At 72.5% G+C, this 20,308-nt stretch carries 14 protein-coding genes; 9 read left to right on the plus strand and 5 right to left on the minus strand.

The window, feature by feature from the left end:
* Positions 1-62 precede the first annotated feature (62 nt).
* Together ACLQ2R_RS02070 and ACLQ2R_RS02075 are read left to right on the plus strand one after the other, a co-directional pair.
* On the plus strand, positions 63-1,013 hold the full coding sequence (locus ACLQ2R_RS02070) for a saccharopine dehydrogenase (RefSeq protein WP_425957527.1): 951 nt from the start codon (positions 63-65) through the stop codon (positions 1,011-1,013).
* 51 nt (positions 1,014-1,064) lie between these two features.
* A complete protein-coding gene (locus ACLQ2R_RS02075; RefSeq protein ID WP_425957528.1) occupies positions 1,065-1,880 on the plus strand; it encodes an ankyrin repeat domain-containing protein in 816 nt (271 codons plus the stop codon).
* Positions 1,881-2,038: 158 nt separating this feature from the next.
* Here ACLQ2R_RS02075 and ACLQ2R_RS02080 read toward each other — a convergent pair whose 3' ends face one another.
* The 3 genes from ACLQ2R_RS02080 to ACLQ2R_RS02090 all read right to left on the minus strand — a co-directional run bounded on the left by ACLQ2R_RS02080 (position 2,039) and on the right by ACLQ2R_RS02090 (position 5,562).
* Positions 2,039-3,331 (minus strand): aminotransferase, encoded by a 1,293-nt coding sequence (locus tag ACLQ2R_RS02080; RefSeq protein ID WP_425957529.1) that lies wholly within the window; start codon positions 3,329-3,331, stop codon positions 2,039-2,041.
* Positions 3,332-3,599: 268 nt separating this feature from the next.
* Positions 3,600-4,322 (minus strand): HNH endonuclease family protein, encoded by a 723-nt coding sequence (locus tag ACLQ2R_RS02085; RefSeq protein WP_425957530.1) that lies wholly within the window; start codon positions 4,320-4,322, stop codon positions 3,600-3,602.
* Positions 4,323-4,593: 271 nt separating this feature from the next.
* The gene (locus ACLQ2R_RS02090; protein ID WP_425957531.1) at positions 4,594-5,562 is read right to left on the minus strand and encodes a magnesium transporter CorA family protein; all 969 of its coding nucleotides are present in this window, start codon (positions 5,560-5,562) and stop codon (positions 4,594-4,596) included.
* Between the two features lie 166 nt (positions 5,563-5,728).
* Here ACLQ2R_RS02090 and ACLQ2R_RS02095 point away from each other — a divergent pair, with 166 nt between their 5' ends.
* Positions 5,729-6,217, plus strand: coding sequence for a hypothetical protein (locus tag ACLQ2R_RS02095; protein ID WP_425957532.1), 489 nt, complete (start codon positions 5,729-5,731; stop codon positions 6,215-6,217).
* Here ACLQ2R_RS02095 and ACLQ2R_RS02100 read toward each other — a convergent pair.
* Positions 6,214-7,569: a benzoate/H(+) symporter BenE family transporter gene (locus ACLQ2R_RS02100; protein WP_425957533.1), complete on the minus strand. Its 1,356-nt coding sequence runs from the start codon at positions 7,567-7,569 to the stop codon at positions 6,214-6,216. The genes ACLQ2R_RS02095 and ACLQ2R_RS02100 overlap by 4 nt on opposite strands.
* A gap of 70 nt (positions 7,570-7,639) precedes the next feature.
* Here ACLQ2R_RS02100 and ACLQ2R_RS02105 point away from each other — a divergent pair, with 70 nt between their 5' ends.
* The 5 genes from ACLQ2R_RS02105 to ACLQ2R_RS02125 all read left to right on the plus strand — a co-directional run bounded on the left by ACLQ2R_RS02105 (position 7,640) and on the right by ACLQ2R_RS02125 (position 14,451).
* Complete coding sequence (locus ACLQ2R_RS02105; protein WP_425957534.1) at positions 7,640-8,227, plus strand: helix-turn-helix domain-containing protein; 588 nt, start codon at positions 7,640-7,642, stop codon at positions 8,225-8,227.
* 123 nt (positions 8,228-8,350) lie between these two features.
* Entirely contained in the window at positions 8,351-9,571 is a 1,221-nt protein-coding gene (locus ACLQ2R_RS02110) for an MFS transporter (RefSeq protein WP_425957535.1), read from the plus strand.
* A gap of 453 nt (positions 9,572-10,024) precedes the next feature.
* Positions 10,025-11,323 carry a transcription termination factor Rho gene (gene rho / locus ACLQ2R_RS02115; RefSeq protein WP_425957536.1) on the plus strand — a complete coding sequence of 433 codons (1,299 nt, stop codon included), beginning with the start codon at positions 10,025-10,027 and terminating at the stop codon, positions 11,321-11,323.
* A gap of 354 nt (positions 11,324-11,677) precedes the next feature.
* Entirely contained in the window at positions 11,678-12,508 is an 831-nt protein-coding gene (locus ACLQ2R_RS02120) for a putative RNA methyltransferase (protein ID WP_425957537.1), read from the plus strand.
* A gap of 176 nt (positions 12,509-12,684) precedes the next feature.
* Positions 12,685-14,451: a S9 family peptidase gene (locus ACLQ2R_RS02125; RefSeq protein ID WP_425957538.1), complete on the plus strand. Its 1,767-nt coding sequence runs from the start codon at positions 12,685-12,687 to the stop codon at positions 14,449-14,451.
* Positions 14,452-14,470: 19 nt separating this feature from the next.
* Here the strand turns inward: ACLQ2R_RS02125 and ACLQ2R_RS02130 are convergent, their stop codons facing one another.
* Entirely contained in the window at positions 14,471-16,009 is a 1,539-nt protein-coding gene (locus tag ACLQ2R_RS02130) for a PP2C family protein-serine/threonine phosphatase (protein WP_425957539.1), read from the minus strand.
* A 122-nt stretch (positions 16,010-16,131) separates the two neighbouring features.
* Here ACLQ2R_RS02130 and ACLQ2R_RS02135 point away from each other — a divergent pair, with 122 nt between their 5' ends.
* Entirely contained in the window at positions 16,132-20,307 is a 4,176-nt protein-coding gene (locus ACLQ2R_RS02135) for a HAMP domain-containing protein (RefSeq protein WP_425957540.1), read from the plus strand.
* Position 20,308: the final 1 nt, after the last annotated feature.

The raw sequence follows: 20,308 nt of genomic DNA on the forward strand, positions 1-20,308 counted from the left end.
GAGGACGACCGGCCCGTCCAGGACGGCCGCGCCGGCGGGCCGGCCGGTCGGCGGTGCCGCCGATGAGAGCCCTGGTGCTCGGCGGGTACGGCGCGGTCGGCGCCCGGATCGTGGACGGCCTGCGCGCCGGCGGGGACGTGGCGCTCGCCGCGGGCCGCGACGTCGCACGGGCCGACGTGCGGGTCGACCTGAACGTCCCCGCCTCTGTACGGGCGGCGCTGCCCGGGATCGACGTCGTCGTCAACGCGGCCGGCGTCGAGGACCCGGCGCTTGCGGATGTGGTCACCCGGCACGGCGCGGCGTTCGTCGACGTCACCGCCACCACCGCCTACGTCGCCGCACTGGAAGGGCTCGCACCGTCCCGGCCGGTGCTGCTGAGCGTGGGGCTCGCCCCCGGTCTGACGAACCTGCTCGCCGCGGCGGCGCACGACCCGGCCGCGCCGGCGCCGATCGACGTGATCCTGATGCTGGGAGTCGGCGAGCACCACGGCGAGGCGTCCTGCGCGTGGGCCTACGGCCTGCTCGGCCGCGGCTTCGGCGACCCCTGGACCGGGGCGGAGGTGCGCAACTACACCCGTGGCCGCCGTTTCGACCTGCCCGGCTACGGCAGGCGACGGGTGTACCGGGCCGACTACTCCGACCAGCACGTCCTCACCCGGGACCTCGGCGTGCCGGTACGGACCCGCTTCGGCCTGGACTCACGAGCGGCGACCGCCTGCCTGGCGATGCTGACCCGGGTTCCGGGCGCGTCGAAGGCGCCCCGGGGGCTCCGCTTCCCCGGCACCGACCGATGGCTGGCGCTCGCGCGATCCGGGAACGGCACGGCGATCTGGGCCGCCGGTCACGGCGAGGTCCGGGCCACCGCCACCGTGGCGGTGTCCGCCGCGCGGTCGGCCGTGGCCCTGCCGCCCGGTGTCCACCATCTGCACCGCGTGTCGTCCCTCGGCGACCTTCCCGACGACGGCGGCATCCGGTTCGGTTCCTCGGGCCGCCACCTCCTGCGCGCCTCGTGACACGGAGAAAACCCATGGAACGCGCGACCCGCCACCGCGCATACTGACCCCGTGACACGAGACGACCCGCCCCCGGGGGCCGAGCGGCCCGGCCCGGCATCCGGCGACGGCGCCTCCCCGGAGGGCGACGTCCCCCCGGGCGATGCCTCCCCGGAAGGCGGCGTCCCCCCGGAGGACGACGCGTCCTCCGGGGGACCCGGCGGGAGCACCGCCCTCTACCGGGCCGCCGTACGAGGGGACGCGGTCACGGTGCGGAGGCTTCTGGCGTCCGGCGCGGACCCCGACCTGGAGAGCGGGGGCGATTCCGAGGGGCTGCCGCTGTGCGCCGCCGCCGCCTGGGGGCACCTCGAGGTGGTCGCCGCCCTGCTCGGCGCGGGCGCGGACCCCGACCGGCGCGAGGACGTCGGCAGGACCGCGACGACCGCCCTGCACTGGGCGGTCTCGAACGGCCACCTGGCCGTGGTCAGGGAGCTGCTGGCGGCCGGCGCCGACACCGGGACGGCCGATCCCGTCGGCCGCACCGCCCTCTCCCACGCCGCCGAACGCGGGAGCGCGGCCGTGGTCGGGGCGCTCCTCGATCACGGGGCGGACCCCGCGGCCGCCGACCGGCAGGGCAGGCGGCCCGCCGATCTCGCCCGCCGGTACGCCCGGGGTGACGTCGAGGCGGAGCTGCTCGCCCAGGCCTCGGAACGCGCCCCGCGAGGGGCACGGATCACCGTCCGCCGCGAGGAGGCCGAGGGAGGCGAGGTGCGGATCGTCGCCGAGGTGCGCGACGACGCGGGCCATCTCCGCTCGGAGTCCTGGCTCGGCACCGGCCACGCCGAGATCGTCCGCCTGCTGGAGGCCCGCGAGGCCGCCCGCGCGTGACCGGGCGGTGAGGCTCCGCGGCCCTCGGGCGACCCGTGCCTCCTCCGCGGCCGGCCCGCACCCGTGCGCCCGGACCCGGCTCGGGGCCGGTTCGGGGTCGGGTGGTGCCGGGTGGTGCCGGCTAGGTGCCGGGCCGCCGGGGCAGGATCAGGGCCGGATCAGGCCTGGCCCGCCTGCCTCAGCAGCCTCTCGGTCGCGACGAGGCGCACGCAGACCGCCAGGCCGGTGATGGCCGCCTCCAGCTCCGCCTGGTCGGGGTAGGTCGGGGCGATGCGGATGGTGCTGTCGCGCGGGTCGGTCCCGTACGGGTGGGTGGCACCCGCCGGGGTCAGGGCGATGCCCGCCTCCCCCGCCCGCATGACCACGTCGCGGGCGCAGCCCTCCAGCACGTCGAGGCTGACGAAGTAGCCGCCCGCGGGGGTGGACCAGGTCGCCAGGCCGGTGCCGCCCAGTTCCTTGGTCAGGATCGTCTCGACCGCGTCGAACTTCGGCCGCAGCAGCTCGCGGTGGCGGCGCATGTGCTCGGCCAGCCCGGCCTCGTCGCGCAGGAACTCCACGTGGCGCAGGTGGTTGATCTTGTCGGGGCCGATGGTCCGCTTGCCCGTGTGCCCGAGCAGCCAGGCCACGTTGTCCGGGGACGCACCGAAGAAGGAGACCCCCGAACCGGCAAAGGTGATCTTGGAGGTGGAGCCGAAGACGAGGGCCCGGTCCGGGTTCCCGTTCTCGGCGCAGAGCGCCAGGATGTCGGCGATCTCCACGGGGGTGTCCGTCAGGTGGTGCACCGCGTAGGCGTTGTCCCAGAAGATCCGGAAGTCCGGGGCGAGGGCCGGCATCGCGGCCAGGCGCCGCGCGGTCTCGTCGCCGTAGCTGACGCCGCTGGGGTTGCTGTACTTGGGCACGCACCAGATGCCCTTGATCTGCGCGTCCTCGGCCACGAGGCGCTCGACGACGTCCATGTCCGGGCCGTCGGCGTCCATCGGCACCGGGATCAGCTCGATGCCGAACCGCTCGCACAGGGCGAAGTGGCGGTCGTACCCGGGCACCGGGCACAGGAACGCGATCCTGGACTCGTCGGCCCAGCGGCGGGTGGCGCCGGGCACCGTGCCGAGCAGCGCGTGGACCACCGTGTCGTGCATCAGGGAGAGGCTGGAGTTGTCGGCCGCGACGAGCTGCGCGGTGGGCACCTGGAGGGGACCGCTGAAGATCTCCCGGATCTCGGGCAGGCCCTGGAGGCCGCCGTAGTTGCGGCAGTCGGTCCCGTCGGCGGCGAGGTGGCCCCCGGGAAGGCCGAGCAGCCCCTCGGAGAGGTCGAGCTGGCGCGCCGAGGGCTTGCCCCGCGTGAGGTCGAGCGAGAGCCCGCGCCGTACGAGCGCGTCGTGGTCCTGCCGGGCCGCGTCGCGCCGGGCGGTCAGCTCGTTGATGGTCAGGGCCGAGAGGGCCGGAGAGGTCACGGGAGAGTTCCTTCGCCTGCTGGTCGGTGCCGGTTCCGGAGGTGACCGGCGACGGCTGCGGGTGCGGCGCGTGACGGTCCCGGAGCTGACCGGGGTCGGTCTCGAAGGATAGAAGACCACACCACGCGACCGGAAACCGGCACCCGCGCGCACCGCCCCGGGTTCGGTCCCGTGCCCGTGTCCGGCGGTACGAGGCCGAGCTCTCGTTCCCGCCTGTCCCGAAACCGGTCCGGGCTCCTAGTCCCGCTCACGGCCGGACCGGGGGCGGTCAGCGGCACTGGGCGAGCATGACCCGTTTGTCCGCGCGGGTGACCGGCAGGTCGTACTTCAGGGCCACCTGGGCGAAGCGGACGACGTAGGCGCAGCGGATCCCCCGCCTCGGGGGGAGCCAGGACGCGGGCCCCGACCCGCCCTTGGCCTCGTTGGCGTCGCCGTACACCGGCAGGAGGTTGAGCGGGTCGTTGGCGATGCGGGTCCGCTTGGACATCGGCCAGCGGGACGCCCCCATCCGCCACCCGTACGAGAGCGGGACCACGTGGTCGACCTGGACCTCGTCGGAGCGGCTCTTGCTCCAGCGGACGGTCCGGCCGGTGTAGGGGTCGCGCAGCCTCATGGAGACCACCACGCACTCGGACCCCCGGCGGTAGCGCACCTGCTCGCCGTCGCGGGCCAGCAGGTCGTCGCGGGTGCGGCAGCCGTTGCGCGCGTACGGCACCCCCCGGGCGGTGTCGGCCCAGTTCTCGCCGTACCGGGTCCGGCTGTAGCCCGCCTTCGACCTCATCCCGGCCACCCGGAGCCCGCCGATCAGCCTGGCCGCGGCCCTGCGGTCACCCTGCGACCTGACCGCCGCCAGGCCCGGCTGGACACCGTACGGATTGTCGAGGGGCGCGACCCTCGCCGGGGCGGCCCCGGCGGGAGTGTCGTCGCGCGCCGCCAGTGAGAAGAGCACCGCGGCGCCGAGCACCACGGTGAACACCCCCCGAGTGCTCACCCATGCCTCCAGGAAAGGTCTACGGGCCCGGACCTGGAGGATTCCCGGTAATCCGTTGACCGACACGATACGTCCGCGGGTTGAGACGGGGAGCCGGGACATATCGAGCCGCGGCACCACAGGCCGGAACATCCCGGGTCGTGACACCGCAGACCGGGGCCTCTCCGGTCGTCACACCGCAGGCCGGGGCGGCACGGATCGGGACGTCGCAGGCCGGGACACCGCGGATCGGGACGTCCTGGATCGGGAAGGCGTCCCCGGACGCCGCGGGTCAGAGCCAGTTGCGCTTCTGGAAGGCCCGGTAGAGCAGGACGGTGCCCACCACGATCAGGATCGTGGACGTCCAGAACCCGATCGAGTGGCCGTAGCCGGGATAGGGCACGTTCTGCCCGTAGTAGCCGGTGATCATCGTGGGCACCGCGATGATGGCGGCCCAGCTCGTGATCTTCTTCATGATGTCGTTGAGCCGGAAGCCCTGCTGGTTCATGTGCGTGTCACGGACGTTGGTCACCAGGTCCTGCAGCGACTCGCTCCACTCCGAGGTGCGCAGGGTGTGGTCGTAGATGTCCTGGTAGTACGGGACGAGCTTGGCGTCCAGGACCTCGTCCCCCCTGCGCAGCAGGCTGCCCACCACGTCGCGCATGGGCACGGCCAGCCGCCGGAAGCGCACCAGCTTCTTGTGCATGTCGAAGGTCCGGCGCTGGATGTGCGGCATGTCGCCGGGGTTCTCCTGGAACAGGTCGTTCTCCAGCTCCTCGACCCGGTCGTCCACCGTCTGCAGCACGTCGAAGTAGCCGTCCACGACGTAGTCGAGCACGCCGTGCAGCAGGTACGGCACCCCGAGCCTCACCAGCTCGGAGTTGGCGTCCCAGCGCCTGACCACCTCGTCGATGTCGAAGGTGGGGTTCTCCCGTACGGTCACCAGCGCGTTCTTCGTCACGAAGATGGAGACCTCGACGAACTCGACCGTCTCCTCCTTGAGCATCGCGGCGTAGGCGGTGATGAACAGGTGGCTGTCGTAGGTGTCGAGCTTGGGCCGCTGGTGGCTGTGGAGCGCGTCCTCGACGGCCAGGGGGTGGAGCCCCAGCTCTTCGCTGATCTTCGCCAGGTCCGCCTGCGTGGGCGAGCAGAGGTCGAACCAGACGACGGCGGAACTGTCCCCGACGTGGTCGGAGATGTCGTCGATGGGGAAGCCCTCGGCCTCCAGGACGCCGTTGCGGTACAGGCGGGTGCGGTCCATGAGCGCTCACCCTAGCCCTGTCCGGCGAGGCCGTCGTAGGTGACCGTACGGACACATTCCCGGCAACCTCGGGATCCGAGGAATAACCTCGCCGGCCTCGGGCAGCAGTGGCTACCACAACAGACGAAGCCTGAGGTGAGGTCACATGATAGTGCTGGGACTTCTCTTGATCGTACTCGCGGGTGCGACCGTGATCGCGGTCTCCTGGGACGAGACCGCAGCATCGACCACCACCGCGACGTTCACCATGTTCGACCGCGCGTACCAGCTGACCCAGCTGGAGCTCTTCTTCGCGGGTGTGGCCACCGGAGCGGTCTTCCTGCTCGGTCTCGGCATCATCTTCGCCGGGATGAGGCGTTCCGCCGCGCGCCGCCGCAAGCTCCGCACCGCGCGGGCGGAGGAGCACGACCGCGTCACCCGTCTGGAGGAGGAGAAGCGGGAGCTGGAGCGCAAGCTCGAGGAGACCCCCGCGACTCCGGCCGCGACCGCCTCGACGACCACCACCACCACGTCCACCGCTCCCGTGGTCGACCGTGACCGTGACGGCGTCGACGACCGGATCGAGGACACCGCTCCCCACCCCCGGGTCGACGTTCCCCGCCAGACCGCCGACGACCAGCTCGTCGCCGGTCGTCACGGGCGGGCCGACCACTAGCCGCCCGTCCCGTCCGCTTCCCGGCCGCGCCGGTACGGCACCCGCCGTACCGGCGCCGGCATGTCCGGACGCCCCCGGGCCTCCACCCGGCCCGCGCTCCCGGCCGCCGCGACCACGGCGGCCTTCTCCGGTACGACCTCCGTCTCCTGTCCGGCCGCCGTGACCGCGGCGGCCTTCTCCGGTACGACCTCCGGGGGCACCGGGCGCGCCGGGCGGCGGTGCAGGAGCGTCATGAGCCCGCCGGCGACGAGCCCCCAGAAGGCCGCGCCGATGCCCAGCAGCGACAACCCCGACGCGGTCACCACGAAGGTGACGACCGCGGCCTCCCGGCCCTCGGGGTCGGCGACGGCGGAGGCGATCGCCGAGGCGAGCGCCCCCAGCAGGGCCAGGCCCGCGACGGCCTCCACCAGCAGCGGCGGGGACAGCACGACGAGCGCGGTGGCCAGCCCGGAGCCGACCCCCAGGACGATCATCGAGACCCCGGCGGTGACCGAGGCGATCCACCGGCGGGACGGATCGGGACCGGCGTCGGGACCGGCGGCCAGGGCGGCGCTGATCGCCGCCAGGTTCACCGCGTGCCCGCCCAGCGGCGCGCCCAGCGTGCTCGCCAGCCCGGTGGAGACGAGGATCCCCCGCAGCGGGGGACGGTAGCCGTACCCGGCGAGGACCGCCATGCCCGGCACGTTCTGCGAGGCCATGGTGACCAGGAACAGCGGGAGCGCGACGCTGATCATCGCCTGGGCGCTCCAGGCAGGGGCGGTGACCTCCACGATCGGCCACAGGTCCGCCGCGCCCGGCGCCTGCCCGGTCAGCGCGATCGCCGCGACCGCGACGAGGAGCGCCACCGGCGTCGCCCAGCGGCGGGCGAACCTGCCCAGCAGCACCCAGACGAGCACGGCGGGCCCGGCCAGCAGCGGGATCTCGGCCAGCGCCCGCACCGGCGCGAGGCACAGGTCGAGCAGGACACCGGCGAGCATGGCCCCGGCGACCGGCGCGGGGATCGCGCCGATCCAGCGGCCCAGCGCCGGGAACAGGCCCGCCGCGGTGATCAGGAGCCCCGAGACCACGAACGCGCCGACCGCGGCGGGGAACCCTCCCTCGACGGCCCCGGTCGCCACCAGCAGCGCCGCGCCGGGGGTGGACCAGGCGATGGTGATCGGGACGCGCTGCCGCAGGCCCAGCCACAGCGCCACCACGCCGTTGGCCACGCAGAGCGCGAGCAGCCCGGACGCGGCCTGCCGCTGGTCGGCGCCCACCGCCCTGAGCCCGGCCAGGACGACCGCGAAGGAACTGGCGAAACCGACGACCGCGGTGACCACCCCGGCCACCACGGGTTGAAGAAGGCGTGTCATCTCGATCCTCACGCGGGGGGGCGTGTGCCGTTCCGTAAACGGAACAGCTTTGGTGCTGCACCATAGCCTCATGGACTCCGGACCACAAAACCCCCGCCCCGCCGTGGACGACGGCACCCTGGACATCGGGCGGCGGATACGCGGGCTGCGCGAGGAACGCGGCATCTCCCTGTCCGCCCTCGCCCGCGCCGCGGGCGTCGGCAAGGCCACGCTCTCCGGGCTGGAGAACGGCACCCGCAACCCGACCCTGGAGACCCTCTGGGCGGTCACCGCCGAGCTGGGCGTCCCGTTGGCCATGGCCATCGGCACCCCCGCCGCGGGTACGGACCCGGAGGGGGACGAGCGCTCCCCGGTCATCCACGGGACGGCCGTGGCCGGGACGCTGCTCCAGGTCTTCGAGGACGAGGCGGTCACCTACGAGCTCTACCGGCTGGTGATCCGCGCGGGGACGCCGCAGGTCTCGCCCGCCCACCACGAGGGCGTCACCGAGCACCTGACCGTGTTCGCCGGGACGCTCAGCGCCGGGCCGGCCGGGGCCGAGCTGTCGGCGGGTCCCGGCGAGCACATCTCCTGGCGGTCGGACGTGCCGCACACCTACACCGCCCTGGGCGACCAGGACGTCCACGCCGGCCTGCTCATCCGCTACCCCCGCCCCTGAGACCGGCCGGCGCCCCGGGGCATCCACCCGACGCTCCCGAGGCCGTCCGCCCGATGCCCCCGGAACCGGCCGCCCCGGCGCCCCCCTCTTAACCCCAAACATGGGCAAAAGTAATATTTGGGCATGACACGACGGTCCATGGCGATCCTCTTCTGGGCCACGGGTCTGCTGGCGTACATGATCGCCGTCTTCCACCGGCAGTCGCTGGGCGTGGCGGGCATCGAGGCGACCGCACGGCTCGGTGTCGGCGCGGCGGGGCTCTCCGCGCTGGCCATGTGCCAGCTCCTGGTCTACGCGGGCATGCAGGTCCCGGTCGGCATCCTGCTCGACCGGTTCGGGTCCAGGCGCATGCTGGTCCTGGGCGCCGCCGTGATGGCCTGCGGGCAGTTCGTCTTCGCCCTGACGTCGGGACCCGCGGCGGGGATCGCGGGCCGGGCACTGATCGGCTGCGGCGACGCGATGACGTTCATCAGCGTGATCCGGCTGGTCGGCCTCTCCTTCTCCGCGCGCCGCAACCCGCTGATCGTGCAGATCACCGGCGTGGTGGGCCAGCTCGGCGCGGTCGCCTCGGCGGTCCCCCTCATCCACTCCCTGCACGCCTACGGCTGGACGCCCACCTTCATGGGCGCCTCCGTCCTCGGGGTGGTCTCCGCGTTCCTCGTGCTCCTCGTGCTGCGCGACTCCCGCCCCGAGCGGACGGAACGGCCGCCCGGCCTGAGGGCCGCCTGGACCGAGCCCGGCACCCGCCTGGGCATGTGGACCCACGCGGCCACCCAGTGCTCGGCCGCCTCGTTCCTGCTGCTGTGGGGGTACCCGTTCCTGGTCCAGGGGCAGGGCCTGTCCCCGGCGACGGCGGGCGTCCTGCTGTCCACGCTGACCCTCTTCGGCATGGTCTGCGGGCCGCTGCTCGGCTACTTCGCCGGACGCTTCCCCTTCCACCGCTCCCGCCTGGTGTTCCTCGTGGTCGGCAGCACCGCGGGGGCGTGGACCGCCGTGCTCCTCTGGCCGGGGCGGGCACCGCTCTGGCTCCTGACGGTCCTCGTGCTGGCACTCGGCACCAACGGCCCCGGCTCGCTGATCGGCTTCGACTACGCCAGGACCTTCAATCCCGCCAACCGGATCGGGGCCGCCACGGGCATCGTGAACGGCGGCGGTTTCGTCGCCTCCGTCGCGGTGATCGCCCTGATCGGCGTCACCCTCGACGTGATCGGGAACGAGAACCTCGACGCCTTCCGGTGGGCGTTCGCCACGCAGTACCCGATCTGGGCCCTGGGCATCGTCCAGGTCCTCCGCTACCGCGCCAAGGCCCGCCGCCTCCTCCTGGCCACCGAGACGACCATCTGACGCTCCCGGCCGCTCCCGGCACGCGGTGTCGTCCCGTCCACCGGGAACACCTCGTTCCCTGCGACTGTTGTGACCGATGTAGCCCCGCCCTCCTGTCCGGAACGGCGTGAGAGTGCTACTTTTACCGGGAGTGTGACGCACCGTCGGCCAGGCCGGGTGCGCCGATCCGCTCTCCTCATCCGGCGCTTCGCGCCGATCCGACCGCTCCGCGTCACCGTGTGACGGCCCCGCCCTCACCACGCCGGACGCCGCGCGAAGGTCGAGCCTCGTCGCCCCGGCACCGCGCGAAGGGCTTTCGCCCGCGCAGATCTCGCCACCCGCGCGGCCCGTGCGAAGGTCGGCTCCCGTGACGGGGGCCACCCCGTACAGGGTCCGGGTGCGCTCTTCCGCCGCCCTCTCGCGGGCCGTGCGGCGACATCCATCGAACTCCAGTGAAACCCCTGAAAGGTCCCCATGACCCCCCGAACCCCCCTCGTGGAATCCCCCACGCCCCCCGTCCGCACACCCCCCGTCCTCGTCACCGCCACCCAGGAGACCTCCGCCAGGAAGGTTCCGCGCCCCCGCCGGAGTGACACGACCGGCGACGCCGCGAGGACCCCGCGGACCTCGCGGGCTCCGGAGACCTCGTCAACTCCGGGGAACAGGACCGCGAAGACGTCCGCCGGGCACGCCCCGGTCGAGACCGTGACCGGCCTGCTCGACGTCCAGGGCAGGACCGCCTGCCTCAGGACCCGCGGCCACCTGCCGGGGCCGGGCGACGTGCGCGTGCCTCCCGCCCAGATCGCCGAGTACGACCTGCGTCCCGGCGATCTCGTGGTGGCCACCGCGCGCAGCCCGTACGAGAGGCTGGAAGGGGTGGAGAGCGTCAACGGCGCCGCCGTCCGGCGGGAGCGACCCCACTTCGCGGACATGACCCCGATCCACCCGCGCGAGCGGCTCCGCCTGGAGAACGGGTCGCTGACCGGCCGGATCGTCGACCTCTTCGCACCGGTGGGCAAGGGCCAGCGTGGCCTCGTCGTCGCCCCGCCCAAGGCGGGCAAGACGATGGTCCTGCAGGATCTGGCCGCCGCGATCAGCGCCGGGCACCCGGACTGCCACCTCATGGTGGTGCTCGTCGGCGAGCGCCCCGAGGAGGTCACCGAGATGCGCGAGTCCATCCGCGGCGAGGTCGCCGCGTCCACCTTCGACCGTCCCGACCGCGACCACACCGCCGTCGCCGAGCTCGCCGTCGAGCGCGCCAAGCGCCTGGCCGAGGAGGGGCGCGACGTCGTGCTCCTGCTCGACTCCCTCACCCGGCTCGCCCGCGCGTACAACAACCTCGCCCCCGGCGGGGGACGGACCCTGGCGGGGGGCATCGACACCACGGCCCTGCTGCCCCCGCGCCGCTTCTTCGGCGCCGCGCGCAACCTGCGCGACGGGGGTTCGCTGACCATCCTGGCCACCGTCCTGGTCGAGACCGGCTCGCGGATGGACGACAGCCTCTTCGAGGAGTTCAAGGGCACCGGCAACATGGAACTGCGCCTCAGCCGCGCCCTCGCCGACAGGCGTCTCTTCCCGGCCGTGGACCTCGACGCCTCGGGCACCCGGCGCGAGGAGATCCTTCTCGACCCGCAGGAGCGGCAGCTCGCCTGGCGCCTGCGCCGCACGCTGGGCGGCCTGGACAGGCAGCAGGCCCTGGAACTCCTGATCGACCGGCTCGGCGAGACCCCCACCAACGCGGACTTCCTCCGGTTGATCCAGCAGACCACCTGATCCCGGCGCTCCCGTCCGGCCCGCTCCCTCCCGGCCCGCTCCCTCCCGGCTCCTCGCGAACCTCCCCGCACCTCCTCCCGGACGCGTCACGGCCCCCGGACCTCCCCACCCCCCTCCGGGACATGTGCACGGCGACCCTCTCGCGGTCCCCGAACCCCCTTCACGCCCCTCCGAAACGTGTTCACGGCCCTGTTCACGGAACCCTTCCCCGGACTTCTCACGGCCTCCGGACCTCCCCACACCCTCTTCCCGGGCCTGTTCACAGCCTTTTCACGGGTCTGTTCACGCCCTCCTCGGCGACCTCCCGCGACCCGGCCGGACCGTGGCCGCGGCGGCAGGCGGCATGATGGCGGGATGCTGGCCGATGTCGTCGAACACCTCGCCTGCCCGGTCTGCGCGGGCGGGCTGACCCTTCGCGAGCGGACCCTCGGGTGCGCCCTGGGGCACGGCTTCGACATCGCCAGGCAGGGGTACGTCAGCCTGCTGACCGGGTCGAGGGTGCCCGGCACGGCCGACAGCGCCGCGATGGTGGCGGCCAGGGACGCCTTCCTCGGCGCCGGGTACTACGAGCCCCTCTCCCGCGCGGTGGCCGGCGCCTGCCCCGCCGGCGCCGGGGTCCTGGCGGACGCCGGAGCCGGGACGGGCCACTACCTGGCGCGGGCGCTGGACGGGCTGCCGGGGGCGGTCGGGGTGGCGCTGGACGTCTCCAAGCACGCGATCAGGCGGGCCGCGCGTGCGCACCCGCGATCGGGGGCGGTGGTGGCCGATGTATGGAGACCGCTCCCCTTGAGAGACGGCACGATAGATGTGCTTCTGAATGTGTTCGCTCCCAGAAATGGGGCAGAGTTCGCTCGGGTGCTCAGAGGTGATGGTGTGCTCGTCGTGGTCACGCCCACCTCGCGGCATCTCGTGCCACTGGTGGAGCGGCTGGGACTCCTGTCGGTGGACGAATCGAAGGAGCGGCGGATGGCCGGGAGCCTGAGCGAGCACTTCGTCGAGACCGGCCGGAGCAGCCACGCCTTCGAACTCGTCCTGGGACACGACGCGATCGAGGCGGTCGTGGGGATGGGTCCGAGCGCCTGGCACACCGATCCAGGGGTTATGCGGAGAAAGATCGCTGATCTGCCTGAAAAGAGTGTCGTGGAGGCTTCTTTCCGCATGTCTATCTTTAAGCGTCGTCCTTGAGCAAGCCGCGTGCTTGACAGCTACCGTAGCGATCCGTGTTACTGATGTGACATTTAGTCCGAAATTCCCGGACATTACCTGAGCAATTAGCCGGTGAAGGCGACATACTGGACCGCAATCCGGCGAGCCCGCGCCTGGACACGTGAAGCTGAAGCCTTGACGGAGGGAAGCGCCATATGAAGGCGGAGGAGCGCTGGCAGGCCAGGTTCCGTGCGCCACGCGTGACGCTGCCCGTGTGGGCGGTCCAGGCTCCCAGCCGGTCCGTCTACCGCAGCAACGCCTCGGGCGCGTGGGAGGTCTACGCCTGGGACCGCGCGGCGGGGTCCACCCGCCAGGTGACCTCCCGCCCCAAGGGCACCTCGCACGGCGCGCTCGACCCCACCGGCCGGTGGATCTGGTGGTTCGACGACACCGACGGCGACGAGTGGGGCCGGTGGATGCGCCAGCCCTTCGGCGGCGGGCCCGACGAGCCGATCGACCTCGCCCCGGGCTTCCCCTCCGGCCTCGGGCTCTCGGCGACCGGCGGCGCGGTCGTCGGCATGGCCAGACCCGGCCAGGGCTTCACCGTCCACCTCGTCCGGCCCGGCGAGCCCGACCGGACGATCTACGAGCACCCCGAGGCGGCCTCCGTCTCCGCGGTCTCCCTGGACGGCTCGCTGATCGCGATCAGCCACAGCGAGCACGGCGACGCCCGCCACCCCGCCCTGCGCGTGCTCCGGCCGAACGGCGAGGTCGTCGGCGACCTGCGCGACGGCCCCGGCAAGGGCGTCATCGGCCTGCGCTTCGCCCCGCTCTCAGGGGACCGCCGGCTGCTCACCCTGCACGAGCGCAGGGGCCGCCGCGAACCCCTCGTCTGGGACCCCGAGACCGGCGACCAGCGCGAGATCTGGCTGCGCGACCCCGGCGAGATCACCGCCGACTGGTACGACGACGGCCGCTCGCTGCTCGTGGTGCGCGGCAACCGCGGCCGTACCTCCCTGACCCGCTACGACCTGCCCGGCGGCGGCCTGTTCCCGATCGAGACGCAGCACGGCGTGATCGACGCCGCCGCGCCCCGGCCCGACGGCTCGGTCGAGTACTCCTGGTCCAGCGGGGCCCACCCGCCGCTGATCCGCTCGACCAGCGGCCACGTCGTGATGAACCACGGCGGCCCCACCTCGCCCCCGTCGGTCCCGGTCGAGGACGTCGACGTGGAGGGTCCCGGCGGCCGCATCCACGCCCTGGTCTCCCGCCCGGAACGCGGCTCGGGACCCTTCCCCACCGTCTTCCTGCTGCACGGCGGGCCCACCGCGCAGGACGACGACTCGTTCGTGCCGCAGGTGGCCGCCTGGGTGGACATGGGCTTCGCGGTCGTACGGGTCAACTACCGGGGATCGACCGGTTACGGCTCGGCCTGGCGGGACGCGCTGCACGGTGACGTCGGGCACATCGAGCTCTCCGACGTCGCAGCGGTCAGGGAGGCCATGGTCGACCGCGGCGTCTGCGACCCCGACCGGCTGGTGCTCTCCGGCGTCTCCTGGGGCGGCTACCTCACCCTGCTCGGCCTGGGCACCCAGCCCAAGATGTGGGCGGCGGGCATCGCCACGGTGCCGATCGCCGACCACCTGGCCACCTACCGGGAGGAGGCGGAGGGACTGCGCTCCTACCACCGCGCGCTGTTCGGCGGTCCCCCCGAGGAGCAGGCCGAGCGGTACGAGGGAAGCTCGCCGATCACCTACGTCGACCAGGTCGAGGCACCCCTGATGATCCTCGCCGGGGAGAACGACCCGAGGTGCCCGATCGGGCAGATCGAGGCGTACGTGACGCGGCTCGCCTCGCGCGGCCACGAGCACGAGGTCTACCGCTACGACGCGGGCCACGGCTCGCTGGTCGTCTCCGAGCGCATCGCGCAGATGTCCGCGCAACTGGACTTCGCCCGCAGGCACATCAAGACCGACGCCTGACCCCGCACGCCCCCCGCGCTCAGCGGGCGCGCAGCACCACGATCGCCATGTCGTCCGCGCTCGGCTCGGGGGCGAAGTCCTGGACGGCGCGGCGGATGCGTTCGGCGACCGCCCGGGCCGACAGGCCCACGCACTCGGCGAGCAGCTTCCCCAGGCCCCCCTCGTCGTCGAGCAGCCGCCCGTCCCTGCGGCGCTCGGTGACCCCGTCGGTCACCGCCAGGAGCACGTCGCCGGGGGCGAGGTGGACGACCTCGGCCTTGAAGGTCGCCTCGGGGAAGACGCCCAGCAGCGACTGGGAGGTCACCACGGTCTCCACCTCGCCGGTGGAGCGCAGCCTCAGGGCCTCCGGGTGCCCGGCGGAGACCATCGACACCTCCAGCCCGCCCGCCGACGGGGTGATCTCCCCGTGCAGCAGCGTCAGGAAGCGCGCGCGGTCGCCCTCGTCCAGGATGGCCTGGTTGAGCCGGTCGAGGACGGCGGCCACGCCGTAGCCCTCCCGGGCCAGCAGCCGCAGGGTGTGGCGGGCCAGGCCCGTCACCGCGGCGGCCTCGGGGCCCGTCCCGCAGACGTCCCCGACCGCGAACCTCCAGGAGGAGTCGCCGGCCGCGAACAGGTCGTAGAAGTCCCCTCCGACCTCGTTGGTCTCCCCGGCCGGCTCGTAGACCACGGCGGGGTCCAGGCCGGGGATCTCGCCCGGCTCGTCCGGGGGCAGCAGGCTGCGCTGGAGCGCCCGGTTGGCCGCCGCCTGGGTGGCGAACAGCAGGGCGTTGTCCAGCGCGAGCGCGGCCCGGCGGCCGATGTCCTCGGCGTACTGGAACACGTCCTCGGCGAACCGGTCGGGCCGGCCCAGGCACATCGCGCCCAGCGTGCGCCCGCGCGCCAGCAGCGGGATGACCAGCACCTGCGAGTCGGCGAGCTGCATGGACCCGCCGGCCTGCGGGATCAGGACGGTGTCGAGCTTCTCGCGCAGCTCGTCGATGCGCTGCTCGTCGGTGTGCCAGAGGTAGGCGGGCCGCTGCGGGCCGCCGCCGTTGTTCCACGTGTAGACCGCGCACCAGGTGGCCAGCCTCGGCACCACGATCTGCGAGATGATCGCGGGCACCATGTCGGGGTCGAGGGTGCCCGCCAGCAGGTCGCTGGCGTCGGCGAGGAACCCCATCCAGATCGGCCCGCGGCTGGGCTCCTCGACCGCCCACTCCCCGGAGGCCCGCCCCGAGGAGCCGGGGAGCCTGAGTCTGGCCCAGTGCGTGCGCTGCTGGCCGGCGAAGGTGACGCCCCACTCCTCCACCGGCACCGACGGGGCTCCGGGGCTTCCCTCGGGAGCCCGCCTCTGGCGCACCTCGATCTGCAGCCCGTCGCCCAGATGACTCCAGACGACCTCGAACGGGGCGCCGTTCACCTGGGACGACAGCTCCATCGCCAGCCGCTCGGCGGGGGCCATGACGGACGCGACGGCCCAGGCGGTCATCACCTCGCGGGTGAAACGCCTGGCTTCGGGGACGGCCGTCTCCCCCGGGGCGAAGGTCGCCGCGAGGACGGCACGGGGAGCACCGGTCATTGTTCCGTGACTACCACACTTCCCGTTGACATGGGGTGAATCGAAGGTGGGACTACACATTGCGCACCGTGACAGACTGGGATGACTCACGGCTGCGCCCCCGGGAGTCAAGGAGGTCGTACATGACCACGGTCGACACCGTGCCCGACGTCGAGGAGCGACGTTACAGCGAATCGGACCTGAAGCCGATTCTGCAGACGCTCATCACCTGGCGCGACGGTGACTTCCGCCGCCGGGTGCCGCACGCCCCGCCCGGCATCCTCAGCGAGATCCGCCTGCTGCTCAACGAGGTGGCCGACCGCCGCGAGCACCTGGCCAACGAGCTGCACCGGGTCCGCCGCGAGGTGGTCAAGGAGGGCCGCTTCGGCGAACGGCTGGCCCCCGGCCCCGGCGTGGGCTCGTGGGCCGAGAGCGTCGACTCGGTCAACGCGCTGATCGACGCGCTGGTCGGCCCGGTCAGCGGGGCCGCCGACGTGATCGACGCGGTGGCCAAGGGCGACCTGTCGCGCCGGATCGATCTCGACCGCGGTGCCCGGGGCGAGGTGCGCCGCCTCGGCAAGGCGATCAACGGCATGGTCGACCAGCTCTCGCTCTTCACCTCCGAGGTGACGCGGGTGGCCCGCGAGGTCGGCACCGAGGGACGGCTGGGCGGCCGGGCGAACGTGCGCGGCATGTCGGGGAGCTGGCGCGACCTCACCGAGGCCGTCAACACCATGTCCAGCCGCGTCTCGGCCCAGGTCCGCGACATCGCCGCGGTGACCACCGGGGTGGCGCGGGGCGACCTGAGCCGCAAGGTCACCGTCGACGCGGTCGGCGAGATGTTCGAGCTGAAGAACACCGTCAACACGATGGTCGACCAGCTTCTGGCGTTCGCCGAGGAGGTCACCCGCGTCGCGCGCGAGGTCGGCACCGAGGGGCAGCTCGGCGGCCAGGCGCAGGTGCGCGGCGTCTCGGGGGTCTGGAAGGACCTGACCGACAACGTGAACGTCATGGCCGGCAACCTGACCACGCAGGTGCGCGCCATCGCCGCGGTCTCCACCGCGGTCGCGCAGGGCGACCTGTCGAAGAAGATCACCGCTGACGCGCAGGGTGAGATCCTGCAGCTCAAGGACACCCTCAACACGATGGTGGACCAGCTGTCGATGTTCGCCGACGAGGTCACCCGGGTGGCGCGCGAGGTCGGCACCGAGGGCCAGCTCGGCGGCCAGGCCCGCGTACGCGGCGTCTCGGGGGTCTGGAAGGACCTCACCGACAACGTCAACTCGATGGCCAACAACCTCACCTACCAGGTCCGCAACATCGCCGAGGTCACCACCGCGGTGGCCAACGGCGACCTGACCCGCAAGATCGACGTGAACGCGCAGGGCGAGATCCTGGCGCTGAAGACGACGATCAACACGATGGTCGACCAGTTGTCCTCCTTCGCCTCCGAGGTCAGCCGGGTGGCGCGCGAGGTCGGCTCCGAGGGGCAGCTCGGCGGCCAGGCGCAGGTGCCCGGGGTGTCCGGCACCTGGAAGGACCTCACCGACAACGTCAACGTCATGGCGAACAACCTGACCACCCAGGTCCGCCAGATCGCCGCCGTCTCCACCGCCGTGGCCCAGGGCAACCTGTCGAAGAAGATCACCGCTGACGCGCAGGGTGAGATCCTGCAGCTCAAGGACACCCTCAACACGATGGTGGACCAGCTGTCGATGTTCGCCGACGAGGTCACCCGGGTGGCGCGCGAGGTCGGCACCGAGGGCCAGCTCGGCGGCCAGGCCCGCGTACGCGGCGTGTCCGGGGTCTGGAAGGACCTCACCGACAACGTCAACTCGATGGCCAACAACCTCACCTACCAGGTCCGCAACATCGCCGAGGTCACCACCGCCGTCGCGTCGGGAAACCTCAACCGCAAGATCGACGTGAACGCGCAGGGCGAGATCCTGGCGCTGAAGACCACCATCAACACGATGGTCGACCAGCTCTCCTCCTTCGCCTCCGAGGTCAGCCGGGTGGCGCGCGAGGTCGGCTCCGAGGGCAAGCTCGGCGGCCAGGCGCGCGTCGAGGGCGCCGAGGGCATCTGGCGGGGCCTCACCGAGAACGTCAACGAGCTCGCCGCCCGCCTGACCACGCAGGTGCGCGCCATCGCCGAGGTCACCACCGCCGTCGCCACCGGCGACCTGACCCTCTCCATCACCGTCGACGCCGAGGGCGAGATCGGCGAGCTGAAGGACAACATCAACATGATGGTGGCGGTGCTGCGCGACACCACCACCGCCAACCAGCAGCAGGACTGGCTGAAGTCCAACCTGGCGAGGATCTCGCGCCTCATGCAGGGCCACCGCGACCTGATGGAGGTCGCCAGGCTCATCATGAGCGAGCTGACCCCGCTGGTCTCGGCCCACTACGGCGCCTTCTACCTCGCCGAACCGGCCGGTGACCACGACCTGCACCTCATCGCCGGGTACGGCGCCCGCCGCGGCGACGGCCCCCGGCAGCGGTTCGCGACCGGCGAGGGCATCGTGGGCCAGGCCGCACTGGAGGGCAGGGGGATCATCCTCCGCAACGTGCCCGCCCGCTACCTGACCGTCGACACCGGCCTGAGCACCTCCACGCCCGCGCAGATCGTCGTGCTGCCCGTGTTGTTCGAGACCCAGGTGCTCGGCGTGCTGGAGCTGGCCTCGTTCAACGAGTTCAGCGACATCCACCACGACTTCCTCAACCAGCTCGTCGAGACCATCGGCGTCACGATGAACACGATCATCGCCAACTCCCGCACCGAGGACCTGCTGACCGAGTCGCAGCGCCTCACCACGGAGCTGAGGGAACGCTCCGACGAGCTGCAGCGCCAGCAGGAGGAGCTGCGCCGCTCCAACGCCGAGCTGGAGGACAAGGCCGCGCTGCTGGCCAAGCAGAACCGGGCCATCGAGATCCAGAACTTCCAGATCGAGCAGGCCCGCCGGACGCTGGAGGAGCGCGCCGAGCAGCTCGCGGTCTCCTCGCGCTACAAGTCCGAGTTCCTCGCCAACATGTCCCACGAGCTGCGCACCCCGCTGAACAGCCTGCTGGTGCTGGCCAAGCTGCTCACCGAGAACGCCGACGGCAACCTCACCGCCCAGCAGGTGGAGTTCGCCCGCACCATCCACGGCGCGGGCTCGGCCCTGCTGCAGCTCATCAACGACATCCTCGACCTGTCGAAGGTCGAGGCCGGGCGGATGGACATCCACCCCCAGCAGATCTCGCTGCCCAAGCTCGTCGACTACTTCGAGTCCACCTTCGCCCCGCTGGCGCAGGACAAGGGCCTGTCGTTCACCGTCGAGGTGGACCCGTCGATCCCGCAGGAGCTGCGCACCGACGAGCAGCGCCTGCAGCAGGTGCTGCGCAACCTGCTCTCCAACGCGATCAAGTTCACCCCCAAGGGCGAGGTGAAGCTGCGCGTGATGCACGCCAGGCGCGCCGTCGCCTTCGTGGACGACACCCTGCGCGGCGCCGACGGCATCCTCGCCTTCGAGGTGGTCGACACCGGCATCGGGATCGCCTCCGACAAGCTGGAGGTCATCTTCGAGGCGTTCCGCCAGGCCGACGGGACCACCAGCCGCAAGTACGGCGGCACGGGCCTGGGCCTGTCGATCTGCCGGGAGATCGCCCGCCTGCTCGGCGGCGAGATCCACGTGGTCAGCGAGCCCGGCGAGGGCAGCACCTTCACCCTCTACCTGCCGCCCTCCTACGGCGGGCCGCTCGCCTCGCGCGACGGCGGGGCCGGAGCCCTGACCTCCTCCCCCCGCGACCCGGAGCTCCTCGCCGTGGCCGAGGAGCCCGAGGAGCTCCCGGCGCTGCCGCTCGGCGACGACATGCCGCTGCCGCTCTTCCCCCAGGGTGAGGGCAGGCCGTGGAAGGGCGACGACCCGCTGACCGGCGCGAAGATCCTGATCGTGGACGACGACATCCGCAACGTGTTCGCCCTGACCAGCGTGCTGGAGCGCTACGGCTCCACGGTCATCTACGCGGAGAACGGCCGCGAGGGCATCGAGCAGCTCGAACGCAACGAGGACGTCGCGCTGGTGCTCATGGACATCATGATGCCGGAGATGGACGGCTGGGCCACCACCTCCGCGATACGCCGGATGCCCCAGTTCGCGGACCTGCCGATCATCGCGCTAACCGCTAAGGTCATGCGAGGCGACCGGGAGAAGAGCATCGCTTCCGGCGCCTCCGACTACGTGCCCAAGCCCGTGGACGTCGACCGCCTGCTCGAACGGCTGCGCGGCTGGCTGACCCGGGGCAAGCCGGCCGGCGACCCGAACGAAGGCGTGTGAG

Source organism: Streptosporangium sp. DT93, from assembly GCF_049844535.1.
Classification (GTDB): Bacteria; Actinomycetota; Actinomycetes; order Streptosporangiales; family Streptosporangiaceae; genus Streptosporangium.

Bases quoted from the DNA above. Each gene is read 5' to 3' on its own strand.
- ACLQ2R_RS02105 (WP_425957534.1), top strand. From the start codon at position 7,640: ATGGACTCCGGACCACAAAACCCCCGCCCCGCCGTGGACGACGGCACC.
- ACLQ2R_RS02090 (WP_425957531.1), bottom strand. From the start codon at position 5,562: ATGGACCGCACCCGCCTGTACCGCAACGGCGTCCTGGAGGCCGAGGGC.
- rho (WP_425957536.1), top strand. From the start codon at position 10,025: ATGACCCCCCGAACCCCCCTCGTGGAATCCCCCACGCCCCCCGTCCGC.
- ACLQ2R_RS02125 (WP_425957538.1), top strand. From the start codon at position 12,685: ATGAAGGCGGAGGAGCGCTGGCAGGCCAGGTTCCGTGCGCCACGCGTG.
- ACLQ2R_RS02110 (WP_425957535.1), top strand. From the start codon at position 8,351: ATGACACGACGGTCCATGGCGATCCTCTTCTGGGCCACGGGTCTGCTG.
- ACLQ2R_RS02100 (WP_425957533.1), bottom strand. From the start codon at position 7,569: ATGACACGCCTTCTTCAACCCGTGGTGGCCGGGGTGGTCACCGCGGTC.
- ACLQ2R_RS02130 (WP_425957539.1), bottom strand. From the start codon at position 16,009: ATGACCGGTGCTCCCCGTGCCGTCCTCGCGGCGACCTTCGCCCCGGGG.
- ACLQ2R_RS02135 (WP_425957540.1), top strand. From the start codon at position 16,132: ATGACCACGGTCGACACCGTGCCCGACGTCGAGGAGCGACGTTACAGC.
- ACLQ2R_RS02120 (WP_425957537.1), top strand. From the start codon at position 11,678: ATGCTGGCCGATGTCGTCGAACACCTCGCCTGCCCGGTCTGCGCGGGC.
- ACLQ2R_RS02070 (WP_425957527.1), top strand. From the start codon at position 63: ATGAGAGCCCTGGTGCTCGGCGGGTACGGCGCGGTCGGCGCCCGGATC.